General features: G+C 65.5%; 17 protein-coding genes. 12 read left to right on the top strand and 5 right to left on the bottom strand.

Annotation, left to right across the window (positions count from 1 at the left end; translation table 11 throughout):
* Window positions 1–40: 40 nt before the first annotated feature.
* Window positions 41–655, bottom strand: coding sequence for a c-type cytochrome (locus tag MY55_RS03175; RefSeq protein WP_043571690.1), 615 nt, complete (start codon window positions 653–655; stop codon window positions 41–43).
* A gap of 92 nt (window positions 656–747) precedes the next feature.
* Between MY55_RS03175 and yihA the strand changes: the two genes are divergently transcribed.
* Window positions 748–1368, top strand: a complete 621-nt coding sequence (yihA, locus tag MY55_RS03170; RefSeq protein ID WP_043571693.1) for a ribosome biogenesis GTP-binding protein YihA/YsxC — start codon at window positions 748–750, stop codon at window positions 1366–1368.
* 193 nt (window positions 1369–1561) lie between these two features.
* Here yihA and MY55_RS03165 read toward each other — a convergent pair whose 3' ends face one another.
* From MY55_RS03165 to MY55_RS22425, 3 genes are all read right to left on the bottom strand, one after another.
* Window positions 1562–2395 (bottom strand): septal ring lytic transglycosylase RlpA family protein, encoded by an 834-nt coding sequence (locus MY55_RS03165; RefSeq protein ID WP_230623316.1) that lies wholly within the window; start codon window positions 2393–2395, stop codon window positions 1562–1564.
* An 82-nt stretch (window positions 2396–2477) separates the two neighbouring features.
* A complete protein-coding gene (trmL, locus tag MY55_RS03160) occupies window positions 2478–2942 on the bottom strand; it encodes a tRNA (uridine(34)/cytosine(34)/5-carboxymethylaminomethyluridine(34)-2'-O)-methyltransferase TrmL (RefSeq protein WP_043571697.1) in 465 nt (154 codons plus the stop codon).
* 40 nt (window positions 2943–2982) lie between these two features.
* On the bottom strand, window positions 2983–3693 hold the full coding sequence (locus MY55_RS22425) for a ComF family protein (protein ID WP_076098100.1): 711 nt from the start codon (window positions 3691–3693) through the stop codon (window positions 2983–2985).
* A 100-nt stretch (window positions 3694–3793) separates the two neighbouring features.
* On the opposite strand from MY55_RS22425, the gene bioB reads away from it, so the two are divergent.
* The 10 genes from bioB (at window position 3794) to MY55_RS03110 (ending at window position 14623) form a co-directional block, all read left to right on the top strand.
* Window positions 3794–4777: a biotin synthase BioB gene (gene bioB, locus MY55_RS03155; protein WP_081284622.1), complete on the top strand. Its 984-nt coding sequence runs from the start codon at window positions 3794–3796 to the stop codon at window positions 4775–4777.
* Between the two features lie 117 nt (window positions 4778–4894).
* A complete protein-coding gene (bioF, locus tag MY55_RS03150) occupies window positions 4895–6049 on the top strand; it encodes an 8-amino-7-oxononanoate synthase (RefSeq protein WP_043571699.1) in 1155 nt (384 codons plus the stop codon).
* Window positions 6050–6234: 185 nt separating this feature from the next.
* Window positions 6235–9078: a putative bifunctional diguanylate cyclase/phosphodiesterase gene (locus MY55_RS03145; RefSeq protein WP_065201955.1), complete on the top strand. Its 2844-nt coding sequence runs from the start codon at window positions 6235–6237 to the stop codon at window positions 9076–9078.
* Window positions 9068–9685 (top strand): class I SAM-dependent methyltransferase, encoded by a 618-nt coding sequence (locus MY55_RS03140; RefSeq protein ID WP_043571704.1) that lies wholly within the window; start codon window positions 9068–9070, stop codon window positions 9683–9685. Before MY55_RS03145 ends, MY55_RS03140 begins: the two co-directional genes overlap by 11 nt.
* Window positions 9686–9709: 24 nt before the next feature.
* A complete protein-coding gene (gene bioH / locus MY55_RS03135) occupies window positions 9710–10474 on the top strand; it encodes a pimeloyl-ACP methyl ester esterase BioH (RefSeq protein WP_065201954.1) in 765 nt (254 codons plus the stop codon).
* Window positions 10471–11379, top strand: coding sequence for a malonyl-ACP O-methyltransferase BioC (bioC, locus tag MY55_RS03130; RefSeq protein ID WP_043571708.1), 909 nt, complete (start codon window positions 10471–10473; stop codon window positions 11377–11379). The genes bioH and bioC overlap by 4 nt, the downstream gene beginning before the upstream one ends.
* Before the next feature lie 34 nt (window positions 11380–11413).
* The gene (locus tag MY55_RS03125; RefSeq protein WP_047237946.1) at window positions 11414–11962 is read left to right on the top strand and encodes a GNAT family N-acetyltransferase; all 549 of its coding nucleotides are present in this window, start codon (window positions 11414–11416) and stop codon (window positions 11960–11962) included.
* 15 nt (window positions 11963–11977) lie between these two features.
* On the top strand, window positions 11978–12877 hold the full coding sequence (locus MY55_RS03120) for a patatin-like phospholipase family protein (RefSeq protein ID WP_099049597.1): 900 nt from the start codon (window positions 11978–11980) through the stop codon (window positions 12875–12877).
* Between the two features lie 82 nt (window positions 12878–12959).
* On the top strand, window positions 12960–13610 hold the full coding sequence (locus MY55_RS03115) for a glutathione S-transferase (protein ID WP_047237947.1): 651 nt from the start codon (window positions 12960–12962) through the stop codon (window positions 13608–13610).
* A gap of 125 nt (window positions 13611–13735) precedes the next feature.
* Complete coding sequence (locus MY55_RS03110) at window positions 13736–14623, top strand: sterol desaturase family protein (protein WP_065201953.1); 888 nt, start codon at window positions 13736–13738, stop codon at window positions 14621–14623.
* Between the two features lie 61 nt (window positions 14624–14684).
* On the opposite strand, the gene MY55_RS03105 is transcribed toward MY55_RS03110, so the two are convergent.
* Window positions 14685–15395, bottom strand: a complete 711-nt coding sequence (locus MY55_RS03105) for a glycine zipper 2TM domain-containing protein (protein ID WP_052877897.1) — start codon at window positions 15393–15395, stop codon at window positions 14685–14687.
* A gap of 352 nt (window positions 15396–15747) precedes the next feature.
* Here MY55_RS03105 and MY55_RS03100 point away from each other — a divergent pair, with 352 nt between their 5' ends.
* Window positions 15748–17118, top strand: coding sequence for an amino acid permease (locus MY55_RS03100; protein ID WP_043571717.1), 1371 nt, complete (start codon window positions 15748–15750; stop codon window positions 17116–17118).
* Window positions 17119–17202 lie beyond the last annotated feature (84 nt).

Here is a 17202-nt window from a genome sequence, read left to right as displayed (position 1 = left end):
GGCATGCGGCGCGCGGCTGGCCGGCGGCTGGCGTCACGGCTCAGCGCAGGCCGGAGATGTATTCGGAAACCGCCTTCATCTCGGCATCGGTCATGCGGCTGGCGATGTCGGCCATGATGGTGTTTTTGCGGTCGGTGCCGGCCTTGAAGTCGGCCAGCTGCTTGGCGACGTAGCCGGCGTGCTGGCTGCCCAGGCGCGGGAACTGGTCGGGCAGGCCCTTGCCGGCCGGTCCGTGGCAGGACATACAGGCCGGCACGTGGGTGGAGGCGTTGCCGACGCGGTAGATCTTGGCGCCCAGCGGCATCTGCTGCTTGTCGGCCGCTTCGCGCTCTTTCGGTTTTTGCTGGCTGAAATAGGCGGCCAGGTTGCGCATGTCGTCGTCGGACAGGCCGGCGCTCATGCCGAACATGGTGGGATTCTTGCGTTCGCCGCTCTTGAACGCCTTCAACTGGCTATACAGATACTGCGGGTTCTGGCCGGCCAGGGAGGGATTGGCCGCCGCGACGCTGTTGCCGTCCGCGCCGTGGCAGGCCGCGCAGACGGTATCCACGATCTGCTTGCCTTTTGCCGGGTCCCCCTTGGCCGCCGGAGCCGCCGCCAGCGCGGAGCCGGCCAGGGTTAGGGTTGCCATCGCCAACAGCATTTTACGTCTCATGGTCGCTCCTTTAGGGCGTTGCCCTAAAATATCTGTAAAAGTAGCAATTCCAAACCTGTTATTCTATACCAACTGATTTCAACCTTACTACCATGTCGATTTTTCAGAACGCCCGATTTTATACCACCGTCAACCACATGAAAGACCTGCCGGCCACCCGCGCCGAGGTCGCATTCGTGGGACGCTCCAACGCGGGCAAGTCCAGCGCCATCAACACGCTGGCCAACCGCACCCGGCTGGCCTATGTGTCGAAAACGCCCGGACGCACCCAGCATATCAACTTCTTCGAGCTGGGAGACGAGTGTTTTCTGGTGGATCTGCCCGGCTATGGCTACGCCGAAGTACCGGAAGCGGTGCGCGCCCACTGGGTGGAGCTGCTGGGCCGCTACCTGCAGACGCGCCAGAGCCTGATCGGCCTTCTGTTGATTATGGACGCTCGCCACCCATTGAAGGAGCTGGATCGACGAATGCTGGAATTTTTCCGCGTCGCCGGCCGTCCGGTGCACATCTTGCTGTCCAAGGCCGACAAGATGTCGCGCCAGGAGCAGAGCAAGGTGCTGGCGCTGGTGAAGCGCGAACTGGCCGACTATCCGTCGGTCAGCGTGCAGATGTTCTCCAGCCTGAAGAAGACTGGAGTGGAGGAGGTGGAGCAGGTGGTGAAGGGCTGGTTCGACGCGCTGGAGCCGCAGCTCCCGCCGGCGGAGGAACTTTAAGCCCGGCTTGCCGCCTAAACAGCAGGTGTTCACACCTCCCGCTTGGCTCCCTGAGCGGGGCCTGGGTCGTTGATCGCCAGGCATTGCCCCGGACCGAAAGGCCGGGGCTTTTTATTGGCCGGCGGGCATGAAAAAAGGCGAAGGATGCATCCTTCGCCTTTCGCCCTGTGCCATACGGTTCAGCTGCCAGCCGCTACAGGCTGGTGATCACGGTCTCCACGTGCAGATTCTCGGCCGCGTTGCGCACGGCGTCATCCGACGGGAACGGTCCCAGGCGCACTTTGTACACCCCCTGCTGATTGACGATGCCGAGCTTGGAATCGTAATGATCGTCCAGCTCGCCCAACGTCTTCTGCAACAGCGCTTCGGCATTGGCCAGCGTGGAGAAAGTCCCCAGTTGCAGATACTTCGGATTGTCGCCTGCGCGCAACTCTCGGCTTGCCGGCTGGGTGGCCGGCTGCGCGGACGCGGAGTAGGTGTTGTCGGCTGCGGGCCAGACGCGGTCTACCGCGATCTTGGCGCTGCCCTGCTGGATAAAGCCCAGCTTGTACGCGGCGGCGTACGACAGATCCATCAAACGGCTCCTGTGGAACGGTCCGCGGTCATTGACGCGCACCACCACGGACTTGCCGTTGGTCAGATTGGTCACCCGGGCATAGCTCGGGATCGGCAGCGTCGGATGCGCCGCGGTCATGGCGAACATGTCGTATCGTTCGCCCGAGGACGTCTTGCGTCCGTGGAACTGCTTGCCGTACCAAGAGGCACGGCCTGTGGCGTGGTAAGGCTTTTCTCGCACATCGGGACGGAAGCTCATGCCCAGCGCCGAGTAAGGCAGGTTGGCCGATTTGATCAGCGGCTCATCCTGCGGCACGGCGTCGGGCACCAGATTCAGGTTGACCGGGATATGATCGGCCGGACCGTCGTTCTGGAAATAAGCTCCGTTCTTGGCGACGGTCTTCTTGTTGGTCGGCGAAGCCGACTGGTTTGTGGCGCTGGCCGTCTTCACGGTGGAACAGGCCACAAGCACGAGACTGACGAATACAAGCCACAGCCATCGGAGTACAGGTTGCATAAACCTCCCTATGCTGTTGGGCCAACCTTGCGAACTGCTATACCCCCCCTGCGAAATCGAGCTGCCGCCATGCCTCGTACACTGTCACCGCGACAGCGTTGGACAGGTTGAGGCTTCTCGACTCGGGACGCATCGGCAATCGAATCCTTTGCTGCGCCGGCAGGGCAGCCAGCACATCTTGCGGCAAGCCGCGGGATTCGGGACCGAACAGAAAAACGTCCCCGGGTTGGTAGGAAATCCGGTCATGGCGCGTAGCGCCCTTGGTCGTCGCGGCGAAAATCCGTCGTCCGTGAAGGGCCTGCAAACAGGCAGGCCAGTCTTCGTGGACCACAACGCGGGCATACTCGTGGTAATCGAGTCCTGCGCGCCGCAACTTGGCGTCCTCGAGCGGAAAGCCCAAGGGTTTGACCAGATGCAGTTCACAGCCGGTGTTGGCACATAAACGAATCACATTGCCCGTGTTGGGCGGGATTTCCGGCTGAAATAGAACAACAGTGAACATCGTTGGCAGGCTGGATTGTTCCAAGGAATCAAAATCTTGGTCAAGTTTTTGGGGAAAACGCCCGGGCCAGCACCCATGCATCGACCCGTTCCGCCCCCTGTTTTTTGAGCGCTTTGGCCAGGGAGGAGAGGGTGGCGCCGCTGGTGGCGACGTCGTCTATGATGGCAATGGAAAGCCCGTCGCAGCGGCGTTTTACGCCGAATGCATGACGCACGTTTCGCAGTCTTGCGGCGCGACCGAGCGAGGCTTGCGGCAATGTGTTGCATTTTCGCCAACACAGGTCGTCCGAAAAACGGCTGTTTATTGTAACAGCGAACGCTTTGGCAAGCTCGGAACTCTGATTGAAGCCTCTTTCCGCAAGTCTTTCATTTGCCAATGGAACGGGAATGACAAGGTCGTATTTGCAGGCTTGACAAGCGGCGAAATCGGTGAGCAGGCCGGTCAGCGTCCCGGCCAATTGTAAGCGTTTGCCGTACTTGAATGCATGGACCAGGCCATTCAGGGGGTAGCCAAACAGATAGGGAACGTGTAGCGCGTCGAAGGCCGGCGGATGACGCTGACAGTGGCCGCACAGCGCGCTGTCCGGGGTCGGTTCTGAGCAACGCGGGCAATGCGCGGCGGGCAGCCGCGGCAGCATCTGGCGGCAGGGCGGACAGAGCGCCTGCTGGCTGTCGGCCGCGCCGCACAGCGCGCATTTTTGATTAATAAATGAGCAATTGTCAATTAAGGCATTGAGCAGGTTTGACAGCATCGCTTCCGGGCTCCAAGATTTTGCGGTTCCTGCCCGAGTAGGCAGGGTGACGAACGATCCGGTTCGCCGCCAAAATGACAAACACATGTTGGAGCATAAGATGCATTCAGTGACGATGGAGTTCAAGCGCCCGGCCGCCCCGCATCCGGAAAAGGCCAATTGGAGCGTCGACGAGGTGGAGGTGCTGCTGGGTCTGCCCTTCATGGAGCTGGTGTTCCGCGCCGCCGAAATCCATCGGCAGTTTTTCGATCCGACCCGCGTCCAGCTGTCGACGCTGGTGTCGATCAAGACCGGCGGCTGTCCGGAAGACTGCGGCTATTGCCCGCAGTCGGTGCATCACGACACCCCGGTGGCCAACCAGCCGATGATGACGGTGGACGAGGTGGTCGCCGCGGCGCGCCAGGCCAAGGCCAACGGCGCCGGGCGCTTCTGCATGGGCGCCGCCTGGCGCGGCCCCAAGGACGCCGACCTGCAGAAGACGCTGGAAATGGTCAGCCAGGTGAAGGCGCTGGGGCTGGAAACCTGCGCCACCTTCGGCCTGCTGCGCGACGGCCAGGCGGAACAACTGAAGCAGGCCGGCCTCGATTACTACAACCATAATCTGGACACCGCGCCGGACAAGTACGCCGACATCATCCAGACCCGCGAGTACGAAGACCGGCTGGACACGCTGGGCAAGGTGCGCTCGGCCGGGCTGTCGGTGTGCTGCGGCGGCATCGTCGGCATGAACGAGACCCGGCGCGACCGCGCCGGCCTGATCGCCCAGCTGGCGAACCTGGATCCCCAGCCGGAGTCGGTGCCCGTCAACAACCTGGTCAAGGTGGTGGGCACGCCGCTGGAGGGCGCGGAAACGCTGGACTGGACCGAGTTCGTCCGCACCATCGCGGTGGCGCGCGTCACCATGCCGCGCAGCTATGTGCGCTTGTCCGCCGGCCGCCGCGAAATGGACGAAGCCACCCAGGCGCTGTGCTTCCTGGCCGGCGCCAACTCGATATTTTATGGCGACAAATTGCTGACGACGGGGAACCCGGATGTGCTGGCCGACCAGGCGCTGATGCAAAAACTGGATCTGCAGGCGCTGTAAAAATAAATCTTCGCAATTTCCCGCTGTCGGCTTAAATGCAAACATATATATAGTGTGTCGTGCCGGGGTGGCTTGGCCGCCGCGGTTTGGTCAACAACGTAAAAGAGTGCAATCGCCATGCGCCTACAAGACCTGTCCGCAGCCCTGCTGGATCTGGACGCCAGTCACCGCCGCCGCCAACGCGCGTGCCTCGAGTCGCCGCAAGGCGCCGAGATCGTCGTCGACGGCGAGGAATACCTGTCTTTCGCCAGCAACGACTACCTCGGACTGGCCGACCACCCGTCGCTGGTGCGCGCGCTGCAGCAGGGCGCGGACCGCTGGGGCGCCGGCAGCGGCGCCTCGCACCTGCTCACCGGCCACAGCCAGGCGCACCAGCAGGCCGAGGAGGCGCTGGCGCGCTTCGTCGGCCGCGAGGCCGCGCTGCTGTTCGGCTCGGGCTACGCCGCCAATCTGGCGGTGATCACCAGCCTGGTCGGCCGCGGCGACGCGGTGTTCGCCGACAAGCTGAACCACGCTTCGCTGAACGACGGCTGTCTGCTGTCGCGCGCCGATTTCCACCGTTTCCGCCATAACGATCTCAACCAGCTCGAACAATTGCTGGCCGCCAGCGGCGCGCGCACCAAGCTGATCGCGGTGGACGCGGTATACAGCATGGATGGCGACGAGGCGCCGCTGCCGGAGCTGCTGGCGCTGGCCGAACGCTACGACGCCTGGCTGTACGTCGACGACGCCCACGGTTTCGGCGTGCTCGGGCAAGGCCGCGGCGCGTTGGCCGAACATGACCTCTCAAGCGAGCGGCTGGTCTATATGGCGACGCTGGGCAAGGCGGCAGGACTGGCCGGTGCTTTTGTCGCCGGCGGCCGTCTGCTGATCGAGTGGCTGGTCAACCGCGCCCGCACCTATATCTTCAGCACCGCCCAGCCGCCGGCGCTGGCCGCCGCCGTCGGCGTCAGCCTGCGCTTGATAGAGGAGGCCGGCGACAGGCGCGAACGGCTGCGGCTGCTGGCGGCGCGCTGCCGCGCGCGCCTCGACGGCACGCGGTATTCGGGCGGGGCTTCCCGTACCCCGATTCAACCATTTATCATAGGCGGCGATGCGCATGCCATGAGACTGGCTCAAGGTTTGCGGGAACAAGGCTATTGGGTGCCCGCCATCCGCCCGCCGACGGTGCCGGAGAATGGCGCTAGGCTGCGGATTTCGCTGTCGGCCCAGCATGAGGTGTCGCAATTGGACGCCTTGCTGGACTGCATGCTGCAGCTGGCCGAAAGCTGATCGCCCGCCGCCGCGGAAATCGCCTCGGCATGCCATCGCCGCGCTGACGACGCAAGCCCGGAGTCCCGACTCCGGGCTTTCGCATATCCGGCCGCCCAGGCGGCGGCGGGGCCGCGCCGGCCTTGGGGAAGGGGCGCGGGGCGTCGCGTGCGGATTTTCCAGCTAACTCATACTACGATAACGACATGAAGAGCACGGCTGAATACCTGGAGACTCCGGAACAGGCTGCCGGACGGGCGCTGGCGCTGCTGTGGCAGGCCGGCAGCCTGGCGGCCATCGCCGCATGGGGGCAGGCGGACGGGAAATGGCGGAGGCTGGCCAGCTTGGGGGCGGCCGACGCGCTGCCGGCGGCCGAGGCTCTGGACGGCGATCGGCTGCCGGGGCCGGACGGCGGCGCGCTGGCGTTGCGCGCCGCCGGCAAGACGCTGGGATGGCTGGCGTGGCGCGGGCGGGAGCCGGCGGGAATGGCCGATGTCGCCGCCTTGTTGACCGGCCATTTGCAATGCGCCGCGTTGCGCGACGAGCAGGCGGCGGCCCGGCTCGCCAATGAAACCATGCTGGAGATCAATCTGCTGGCCGGCGAAAGCGGCGCGCCGGAGCGCATGCTGCCGCGGCTGCACCGGCTGATGATGCGCTTGATGGATGCCAGCAATTTCCACATCGCTTTGTACGACGCCGACAATGCCACGCTGCGCTATCCCTTTTACGCCGACCGGCGCGATCCGGCGCCGCCAGGACCCGACGCGGTGTTTGCCGCCGGCGCGGACAGCGGCTCGCTGGCGGCCTGGCTGATCCGCGGCGGCAAGCCGATGGTGATGAGCCAGCAGCGGCTGCTGGAAGTGTGCGGCCAGGAGGGGCTGACGCCGCCGGCGGCGTTGCCGGCTTGCTGGATGGGCGCGCCGCTGGCCGATGCCGGCGGCGAGTGGATCGGCGCGGTGGTGCTGCAGCAGTACGATGACCAGGCGCCGCTCTCCTCGGCCGAACAACTGCTGTTCATGTTCGCCGCGCGCCATGTCGGTTTCGCGCTGGACCGGGTGCTGCATCGCGGCCAGTTGGAGCGCCAGGTCTGGCTGCGCACCAGCGAGCTGGAGGGCGCCAACGCCAGGCTGCGGGCCGAAGTGTCCAACCGCCGCCGCGCCGAGCAATTCCAGGACGTGCTGTTCCGCATCGCCGAACTGTCCAATACCAGCTTGTCGCTGGAGGCCTTTCTCAGCGGCCTGCACCGGTTGCTGGCGGAAATGGTGCCGGCGCGCAACTGCATGGTCGCCTTGTACGACATGGTCAACGACCGCATCGGCTTTCCGTACTGCGCCGACGAGTACTCGCCGCCGCTGCAGCCGCGCAAACCCGGCAAGGGCTTCATCGAGCAGGTGCTGCATAGCGGCCGGCCATTGCTGGTGGACCCGCACAGCCCGCTGCAGGCGCAAATGGAAGACGTCGGCGGCATGCGGCCGCAAAGCTGGCTGGGCGTGCCGCTGTATTGCGGCCACGAGCTGCTGGGCGTGCTGGCGGTGCAAAGCTACCAGAGCGACGTGTCCTACAGTTACCGCGATCAGGAGGTGCTGGAATTCGTCGCCAACAATATCGGCGCCGCGCTGGCCAGGGTGCGCGCGCTGGAAAGTCTGCAGCAGGCCTACGCCGAACTGGAGCAGCGCGTGCGCGAGCGCACCAGCGAGCTGGACGCGGTCAACGCCCAGCTGGAATTCGACAGCCTGCACGACCCGCTGACCAAGCTGCCCAACCGCACCTATTTCGCCAAGGCGCTGCGCCGCGCCTGGGACGCCTATGCCGACGGCGGCGACCGTTTCGCGGTGGTGTTCATCGATCTGGACCGCTTCAAGCTGGTCAACGACACCCTGGGCCACCTGGCGGGCGACCACCTGCTGTTCGAGGCAGGCGCGCGCATCCGCTCCTGCCTGCGCCATTATGATTTTCTGGCCCGCCTCGGCGGCGACGAGTTCGCGGTGCTGATGTTCGGCATGGACGCGGCGGACGAGTGCGAGGTGATCGCCCGCCGCATCGTCAGCGAATTCGAGCGCGCGGTGATCCTGGCCGGCCGCGAGGTGTTTTCCACCGCCAGCGTCGGCGTGGTGCTGGCCGACCGCGAGCATTACCACAAGGCCGACGACCTGCTGCGCGACGCCGACCACGCGATGTACTGCACCAAGCAGCAGGGCCGCCAGGGCTACACCCTGTTCAGCCACCAGCTGCGGATAGACCAGGCCGACCAGCTGGCGCTGGAAGCCGAATTGCGGCGCGCGCTGGAGGAGGAAGGCCAGCTGATCCCTTACTACCAGCCTTTCATCGAGGCCAGGACCGGCAAGCTGGCGGGCTTCGAAACCTTGGTGCGCTGGCGGCACCCGCAGCGCGGCCTGATCTCGCCGGCGGTGTTTCTGCCGATGGCCGAGGAGAGCGGGCTGATCAATCGGCTGGACCGCTACATGATCAACGCCGCTTGCGCCCAGTTGCAGGCCTGGCGCGGCGAGGGCCGGGTCGGCGAGGACATCGGCCTGCACATCAACCTGTCGTCGGCCAATTTCCACGATCCCGACCTGGTCGGCTGGATAGGCGAGCGCATCGTCCATTACCAGCTGCCGCCGGCGATGCTGCACCTGGAAATCACCGAAAGCGCGTTGATCGACCAGCCGGAAACCGCGTCCAGCGTGATGCAGGCGCTGCACGGCCTGGGGGTGAAGCTGGCGCTGGACGATTTCGGCACCGGCTATTCGGCGCTGTCCTACCTGCATCGCTACCGCTTCGACGTGCTGAAGATAGACCAGTCCTTCGTGTTCGATCTGGACCGCAAGGAGGAATCGGCCGCCATCGTCCGCGCCATCCTGGCGCTGGCGCGGGCGCTGGACCTGGACGTGGTGGCCGAAGGGGTGGAGACGGCCGCCCAGCTGGCGATGCTGCAGGAGATGCATTGCAGCAAGCTGCAGGGCTTCTATTTCGCCGCGCCGGCGCCGGCCTGGCATATCGACTGGGAGCGGCTGGCGCGCTTCGAGCAGGAAATCCGCTGTGCGGCGTGAATGGTCGACCCGCTTCAACCGCTGGCGCTACGATCTGTACGCGCCGCTCTACGACAAGCTGGCGCAGGGCTTCGCCGCCGGCCGCCGCCGCTCGCTGGGCCTGCTCAATCCGCAGCCGGGCGAGCAGGTGCTGCTGGTGGCGGCCGGCACCGGCCTGGATCTGGACTTCCTGGTGCGCTGCCGTCATCTCACCGCCATCGACATCGCCCCGGCGATGCTGGAACAGCTGCGCGAGCGCGCGCGCAAGCTGGGGATGGAGGTGCGCGCCGAGCTGATGGATGCGCAGCGGCTGGATTTTCCCGACGCGAGCTTCGACGCGGCGGTGCTGCATCTGGCTTTGGCGGTGGTGCCCGACCCGCAGGCCTGCCTGCGCGAGGTGGAGCGGGTGCTGAAGCCCGGCGGCCGGGCGGTGGTGTTCGACAAGTTCCTGGCCGACGGCGCGCGCGCGCCGTTATGGCGCAGGGCCGGCAATCTGCTGGCTCGGCTGCTGGCCAGCGACGTCAACCGGCGGCTCGGCGACATCGTCGCCGTCACCAAATTGCAACCGATTCACGACGAAGAAGCGGGCCTGGGTGGTTTCTTTCGCATCGTACTCTTGCGAAAATAGCGTCTTTGCCTCATTTGTCTGTCCATGAATCTGTTTGTTGAAACGCTGGGCCAGGGGCCGGACGTGGTCATGTTGCACGGCTGGGGGCTGCACGGCGGCGTATTCGCCCGGGTGGCCGAACATCTGGCGGGGCGTTTCTGCGTCCATCTGGTGGATCTGCCCGGCCATGGCGCGTCGCCGGCGCTGGCCGGTTTCGACGCCGACGCGGTGGCCGACTTGGTCGCGTCCCATTTCCCGCTGCCCGTGCAGGTGGTGGGCTGGTCGCTGGGCGGCCTGATCGCCCAGCACTGGGCGGCGCGCCATCCCGAACGGGTGAAGAGCCTGGCGCTGGTGTCGACCAGCCCGCGCTTCGTCCGCGACGAAACCTGGCCGCACGCGCAGGAGCGCAAATCGATAGAAGCCGTCGCCCAGAGCCTGGACGGCGCTTTCGAGCAGACGCTGGAGCGCTTCCTCGCGCTGCAGATGATGGGCGCGCCGGCGGCGCGCGACACCCTGAAGTCCTTGCGCGGCGAGCTGTTTTCCCATGGCCGGCCGCAAGGCCTGCTGCCGGCGCTGCAGCTGTTGCTGGAGGCCGACGCCCGTTCGCTGGCCGGCCGCATCCGCTGCCCGGCGGCGCTGTTCTGCGGCGCGCGCGACGCCATCACCCCGATAGGCGCCGGCCGCTGGTTGGCTGAGGCATTGCCCGACGCCGTCCTTTACGAATTCCCGCAAGCCTCGCACGCGCCCTTCCTGTCGCATGAACAGGATTTCGTGCGCGCGCTTGCCCAGCATCTGGAAGCCCAGGCATGAGTGAAGCGTTTTATACCGACAAGGCGCGGGTGCGCGCCTCGTTCGAAAAGGCCGCGGCCAGCTACGATTCGGCGGCGGTGCTGCAGCGCGAGGTGTCCGACCGGATGGCCGAGCGGCTGGAGTACATCAAGCATCAGCCGGCGGTGATTCTCGACGCCGGCGCCGGCACCGGCTACGGCGCCGCGCAATTGCGCGGCCGCTACCCGCAGGCGCGGGTGCTGGAGCTGGACCTGGCGCATGCGATGCTGCTGGCCTCGCGCGAGCGCGGCCGCGCCGGCGACGGCCTGTTGAAAAAGCTGTTCAAGCCCAGCCTGCCGTGGCAGGTAGTGGCCGACATCGAGCGGCTGCCGCTGGCCGACGACAGCGTCGACATGATCTGGTCCAACCTGACCATCCAGTGGATCAACGTGCCGGACAAGATGTTCGCCGAGCTGCGCCGGGTGCTGAAGCCCGATGGCCTGCTGATGTTCTCCACGCTGGGTCCGGACACGCTGCACGAGCTGCGCGGCGCCTTCGCCGGCGTCGACGCCGCCACCCACGTCAACCAGTTCATCGACATGCACGACATCGGCGACGCGCTGATGCGCGCCGGCTTCGCCGAGCCGGTGATGGACATGGAAAAGATCGTATTGACCTACGACGACGCCAAAGGCGCGATGCGCGACCTGAAGGCGATAGGCGCGCACAACGCCACCGCTGGCCGCGGCCGCGGCCTGATGGGCAAGGCGGCCTGGCGCAAGGTGGAAGAAGCCTATGAAAAGCACCGCCGCGACGGCAAGCTGCCGGCCAGCTACGAAGTGGTGTACGGCCACGCCTGGAAAGGCAGCGGCAAGAAGGTGGCCAAGATGACCGACGACGGCCGCCAGGTGATCGAATTCGTCAAGAAAGCGCCGCGCGCCGATTGAGCGGCAACCAGCGGCGCGCACGGGAGAAGGCTGCATGCGTGTGGACATCCGCAATGCCTGCCGCGAAGACGCGGCGAGTTTGGCCGCCCTGTCGATCCAGGTGTGGCTGAGCACCTATGCGTTCGACGGCATCCGCCAGGCGTTGGCCGACTACGTGCTGACGGAATTCACGCCGGAAAAGATGGCGGCCCTGATCGCCGATCCGGCGCGTCAGCTGCTGGTGATGGAGAAAGACGGCCATCTGCTGGGTTACGCGCAGCTGAAACTGGACGCAGCCTGCGAGGGCTGCGATGCCCCGTCGCTGGAAGCGGAGCGGGTCTATCTGGTGGAGAGCCATACCGGGCATGGCCTGGGCCGGCGGCTGATGGACGCGGCGCGGCAATGGGCGCTGGCGCAGCCCGGCCAGCCGCGGCTGTGGCTGCGCGTGTGGCATGGCAACGCGCGCGCGATCGCGTTTTACCGCCGCGTCGGCATGGCGCTGCACGGCGAGACCCATTTTGAATTGGAGGGCGCGCGGCATCTGAATTACGTGATGCTGGATCCCGCGCCCATTGGGGCGGCCATGGCGGCCGTCGATGTCTGAAAGACTGATGGAATCATGATTAGCAAGAGCATTCTACGTCCCGCGCTGCTGGCCGGGATCGCCTCCCTGTTGTCCGCCTGCATGACCGCCACGCCGCCGGAGAGCGCCGCCGTGGCCAAACCCTTGCCCAAGCCCAGGATCGCGCTGGCGCTGGGCGGCGGCGCGGTGAAGGGCTTCGCCCACATCGGCGTGATCAAGGTGCTGGAAGGGGCCGGCATCACGCCGGACATCATCGTTGGCACCAGCGCCGGCAGCGTGGTGGGAAGCCTGTACGCCTCCGGCCTCACCGGCATGCAGCTGCAGCAGCGCGCCATCGCGCTGGACCAGGCCGATCTGACCGACTGGACGCTGTCGACCAAGGGCGTGCTCAAGGGCGAGAAGCTGCAGAACTGGATCAACGCCCAGGTGGGCAACCGGCCGCTGGAAAAACTGGGCAAACCTTTCGCCGCGGTGGCCACCGAGCTGGATTCCGGCCGCCGGGTAGTGTTCCGCACCGGCAACACCGGCCAGGCGGTGCGCGCCTCGGCCAGCATCCCCAATGTGTTCCTGCCGGTGAAGATCGGCGGCAAGAGCTATGTCGACGGCGGCCTGGTCAGCCCGGTGCCGGTCAGCGCCGCCCGCGAAATGGGCGCGCAGTTCGTCATCGCCGTCGACATCACCGGCCGTCCCAAGCCCGGCCGCGCCACCGGCTTCCTGTCGATGCTGGACCAGAGCCTGAGCATCATGAACGGCCCGGCGCTGACGCAGGAGCTGAAGCAGGCCGACGTGGTGATCCACCCGAACGTGCTGAACATCGGCTCGGCCGAATTCGAAGCGCGCAACCAGGCCATTCTGGAAGGCGAGAAGGCGGCGCAGCAGATGCTGCCGCAGATTCGCCAATTGCTGCAGCAAAAGAGCCTGGCGCTGGCTAAATAAGGGAATAGGCTGGATGATGTAGGCCGCGCGCCGATGCCTCGCCCGCATCGGCGCTTACGAACACATCGCTATTGGAGTCGGCATGATCAAACTTCACGGTATTCCGCTATCGCCTTATTACAACAAGGTGAAGATCGCCTTGCTGGAGAAGGGCGTCAATTTCCAGGAAGTGGTGACGACGCCCTCGCAAGAGGACGAGCTGCTGGAAAAGAGCCCGATGGGCAAGATTCCCTTCGTTGAGATCAATGGCCACCCGCTGGCCGAATCCACGGTGATCCTGGAGTGGCTGGAGGATGCCTATCCCACCGCCTCGCTGCTGCCGCCGACGCCCAACAGCCGCGCGCTGGCGCGCGAGCTGACCGCGATGCTTGAGTTGTACGTGATGCTGCCGGCCAGCCCGCTGATCCGCCACATGCTGAAAGGCACCCGGCCGGAGCCGGAGAAATGCGAGGAGATCCGCCAGGCGCTGGCGCGCGGCATCGGCGCGGTGGCCAAGCTGGCGCAGTGCCGTCCTTGGCTCGCCGGGGAGGATTTCAGCTTCGCCGACCTCAGCGCCGCCGGCATCCTGCCGGTGGTGGCGCGCTTGAGCCAGACTTTTCTCGGCGAGGACATGACGCTGCGGCTGTCTGGTTGCGGCGAATACCTGCAGCGCTTGGGCTGTCGCCACAGCGTGGCCCGCGTCTGGGCCGACCGCGACGCTTCGCTGGCGGCGCTGATGGCGCGCCGCGACTAGCCCGCCTATGGTTTTATTGCCACATGGCGGCGGCGGAGCCGCCATGGCCGGCGTCCGCAGTTGACAGCCGGGCAGGCTTAGAGCCTAAACTCCAATCGAGTGTTTGCTCGTTTGAGGGGGCGTCGATGAAGTTTCCGGTTGAGTTGATCCTGCTGGCGCTGGTGCCGGTATTCCTGTTGTTCGTCGCCGGCGAGCTGTGGCTGCTGCGGCGCGGCGGCCGCATCGGCTTGTATGATCTGCGCGACTCGCTCTGCTGCGCCGCGCTGGGCCTGTTGCACCAGGGCGCCGACAAGCTGGCCTGGCTGTTGGTGCTGCCCCTGTACGGCTGGATCTACCAACATCACCGCCTGTTCCAGTTTTCCGATAGCTGGCTGAGCTTCTTCCTGTTGTTCCTGGGGCAGGATTTCCTCTATTACTGGTTCCACCGCGTCAGCCACCGCGTGCGCTGGCTGTGGGCGGCGCACAGCGTCCACCACAGTTCCACCCGGATGAATTTCACCACCGCTTTCCGTCAGAGCCTGATGTACCCGTTGGCGGGCATGTGGGCGTTCTGGCTACCCTTGGCCTGGGTGGGCTTTCCGCCCGAGCAAGTGGTGGCGGTGGTGCTGCTCAACCTGGCTTTCCAGTTTTTCGTCCATACCCAGGGGGTGCCCAAGCTGGGCTGGCTGGAGTACGTGTTCAACACCCCGTCGATCCACCGCAGCCACCATGCCAAGAATCCGCGCTACATCGATCACAACTACGCCGGCGTGCTGGTGGTGTGGGACCGCCTGTTCGGCACTTATGCCGAGGAGCTGGACAGCGAACCGTGCGACTACGGCACCGTGAAGCCGGTGAACAGCTTCAACCCGCTATGGGTCAGCGTGGCGGAATGGCGCGACATGCTGGCCGAGGCATGGCGCGCCGATAACTGGCGCGACCGCTGGCTGGCGCTGTTCGGTCCGCCGGAGGCGGCGGAAGAGGCGGCTTCGCGCCAGCGCGCGCGGCTGCAGGCGCAGCGTCAGGCCGCTTGAGCGGCGCGCGGCAAAAAGGCCCGGTTTTCCGGGCCTTTCGCATGGGGCTGGCGCCCGGCGCTCACATCAGCAGCTTGCCGTCTTTCGCCGGCAGGGTCTTGCCCTCCGGCTTCTCATCCATCCGCACCGTGGCGGTTTTGCCGTCCAGCGAGTAGCGGACGTCGTAGCCGACCACTTTTTCCTTGTCTACGTTTTCGGTGTTGCAGATGGTCTGGGTGCTGGTCACCTGATCGCGCTGCTGCATGCCTTCCTGCACCTTGTTGCCGGCCAGGCCGCCGGCCAGCGCGCCGATCACGGTGGCGGCCTTCTTGCCGTTGCCTCCGCCCACCTGGTTGCCGAGCAGGCCGCCGACCACGCCGCCGATCACCGAGCCGGCGATGCGGTTGTTGTCCTGCACCGGCGCCTGATGCGCCACTTGCTCCTGATGGCAGACCTGCTTGGGCTCGCTGACGGTCTGCTTGATCGGCGTGACGCCCAGCACCTTGGCATAGCTGGCGTGAACCGGCTTCGGCCTGGGCGCCGGGGCCGGAGCAGCGGCGGCGGCGGGCGCGGCCGCTTTCGGCGCGGCTTGCGCCACCACGGCGGAGGCGGCGCTGGGCGCCAGCGCCTGCACGGCCGGCGCGGATGCCGCGGCCAGCGGCGCGCTGGCCGGGATGACAGTGGCCGGAGTGGCCGGCGCCGCCGGTTTCAAGGCCTGGATGCCGGCTACCCCGATGGCGCCGAGCGCGATGCCGCCGCCCAGAATGCTGGCGATCAATATCGGTTGTTTCATTGTTATCTCCCTGATATGGCGAACGAAGCGCCACTTGCTGCTCAGACACTGCATGTTGACAGACAGTTTCCGGCGCTGTGTTCGCCATTTGTCACCGCAGGTAACCGAACGTTCGTGCCGCGCCGGATCGGGCTAGGGTGGAAATTTGCAGCTTGATGGGGTGGTTTTGGCAATTTATGGTTTGATATTGCCAATATAAGAGAATTTTATTTTTAAAATGCAATCGAATGGCATGTTTTGGGCATATATATTGTATCCAAGGGTTTGACGGCCAGCCGCGCCGGATGGTTAGATGGCGGAGCACCTGTCAGGGTGGCCTAGCTTGCCGCCCACCCCACAAGGAGAATTCACCGTGAGCGAAACCCAAACCGGTTTGAAGCGAGAGCTGAAAAACCGCCACATCCAGCTGATCGCGCTAGGCGGCGCGGTCGGCACCGGCCTGTTCCTCGGTTCGGCCAGCGTGCTGAAGTCGGCTGGCCCGTCGATGATCCTCGGCTACGCCATCGCCGGCTTCATCGCCTTTCTGATCATGCGCCAGTTGGGCGAGATGGTGGCCGAAGAGCCGGTAGCCGGCTCGTTCAGCCATTTCGCCTACCGTTACTGGGGCAAGTTCGCCGGCTTCCTGTCCGGCTGGAACTACTGGGTGCTGTACGTGCTGGTCGGCATGGCCGAACTGACCGCGGTGGGCGAGTACGTGCGCTACTGGTGGCCGAATGTGCCGACCTGGACCACCGCACTGGTCTGCTTCGTCGCGATCAACGGCATCAACCTCGCGAACGTCAAATCCTACGGCGAGTCCGAGTTCTGGTTCGCGCTGATCAAGGTGGCGGCGGTGATCGCGATGATCGTCTTCGGCGGTTACCTGCTGCTGTCGGGCACCGGCGGTCCGCAGGCTTCGGTCAGCAATCTGTGGAACGATGGCGGTTTCTTCCCGCACGGCGTCAATGGCCTGTTCATGATGATGGCGGTGATCATGTTCTCTTTCGGCGGCCTGGAGCTGATCGGCATGACCGCGGCCGAGGCGTCCGATCCGCAGAAGACCATCCCCAAAGCCGTCAACCAGGTGATCTACCGCATCCTGATCTTCTACATCGGCTCGCTGGTGGTGTTGCTGTCGCTGTACCCGTGGAGCAAGGTGGCCGCCGGCGGCAGCCCCTTCGTGATGATCTTCGAGCAGATCGGCGCCGGCTTCACCGCCCACGCGCTGAACTTCGTGGTGTTGACCGCGGCGCTGTCGGTGTACAACAGCGGCGTCTACGCCACCAGCCGCATGCTGTTCAGCCTGGCGGAGCAGGGCAACGCGCCGGCCGGCCTGAAAAAGCTGGACAAGCGCGGCGTGCCGGTCAACGCGACGCTGGTGTCGGCGATCGCCACCTTCGCCTGCGTGATCCTCAACTACCTGTTGCCGGGCCAGGCTTTCGGCATCCTGATGTCGCTGGTGGTGGCGGCGCTGGTGACCAACTGGGCGATGATCAGCCTGACGCACTTGAAGTTCCGCCGCGCCAAGGCCGGCCTGGCGCTGGTGTTCCCGTCGATCTGGTTCCCGGCGGCCAACTGGCTCTGCCTGGCCTTCATGATCATGATCCTGGGCATCTTGCTGTTCACGCCGGGGATGGCGGTGTCGGTCTACGTGCTGCCGCTGTGGCTGGGCCTGTTGTGGCTGGGTTTCCGCCTGAAGAAAGCCGGGCCGGCCGATGGCAGGCTGGTTGGCGAAAACGTCTGAGCGCGCATGCCGGACTTGACGCCTGGGGGCGCAAACCGGCATGCTTGAACCATCATGAAGCAGATTATTTCACTCCAAAGCCGA

It is taken from the genome of Chromobacterium subtsugae, from assembly GCF_001676875.1.
In the GTDB taxonomy this organism is placed as follows: Bacteria; Pseudomonadota; Gammaproteobacteria; order Burkholderiales; family Chromobacteriaceae; genus Chromobacterium; species Chromobacterium subtsugae.
Note: the sequence above shows the minus strand (reverse complement) of the source record. Positions and strands in the feature narration are given on the sequence as shown.

What these genes read in the sequence shown, in the direction of transcription:
- MY55_RS03175 (WP_043571690.1), bottom strand. Translation starts at nt 655, where the DNA reads ATGAGACGTAAAATGCTGTTGGCGATGGCAACCCTAACCCTGGCCGGC.
- yihA (WP_043571693.1), top strand. Translation starts at nt 748, where the DNA reads ATGTCGATTTTTCAGAACGCCCGATTTTATACCACCGTCAACCACATG.
- trmL (WP_043571697.1), bottom strand. Translation starts at nt 2,942, where the DNA reads ATGTTCACTGTTGTTCTATTTCAGCCGGAAATCCCGCCCAACACGGGC.
- MY55_RS22425 (WP_076098100.1), bottom strand. Translation starts at nt 3,693, where the DNA reads ATGCTGTCAAACCTGCTCAATGCCTTAATTGACAATTGCTCATTTATT.
- bioB (WP_081284622.1), top strand. Translation starts at nt 3,794, where the DNA reads ATGCATTCAGTGACGATGGAGTTCAAGCGCCCGGCCGCCCCGCATCCG.
- bioF (WP_043571699.1), top strand. Translation starts at nt 4,895, where the DNA reads ATGCGCCTACAAGACCTGTCCGCAGCCCTGCTGGATCTGGACGCCAGT.
- MY55_RS03145 (WP_065201955.1), top strand. Translation starts at nt 6,235, where the DNA reads ATGAAGAGCACGGCTGAATACCTGGAGACTCCGGAACAGGCTGCCGGA.
- bioH (WP_065201954.1), top strand. Translation starts at nt 9,710, where the DNA reads ATGAATCTGTTTGTTGAAACGCTGGGCCAGGGGCCGGACGTGGTCATG.
- bioC (WP_043571708.1), top strand. Translation starts at nt 10,471, where the DNA reads ATGAGTGAAGCGTTTTATACCGACAAGGCGCGGGTGCGCGCCTCGTTC.
- MY55_RS03125 (WP_047237946.1), top strand. Translation starts at nt 11,414, where the DNA reads ATGCGTGTGGACATCCGCAATGCCTGCCGCGAAGACGCGGCGAGTTTG.
- MY55_RS03120 (WP_099049597.1), top strand. Translation starts at nt 11,978, where the DNA reads ATGATTAGCAAGAGCATTCTACGTCCCGCGCTGCTGGCCGGGATCGCC.
- MY55_RS03115 (WP_047237947.1), top strand. Translation starts at nt 12,960, where the DNA reads ATGATCAAACTTCACGGTATTCCGCTATCGCCTTATTACAACAAGGTG.
- MY55_RS03110 (WP_065201953.1), top strand. Translation starts at nt 13,736, where the DNA reads ATGAAGTTTCCGGTTGAGTTGATCCTGCTGGCGCTGGTGCCGGTATTC.
- MY55_RS03105 (WP_052877897.1), bottom strand. Translation starts at nt 15,395, where the DNA reads ATGAAACAACCGATATTGATCGCCAGCATTCTGGGCGGCGGCATCGCG.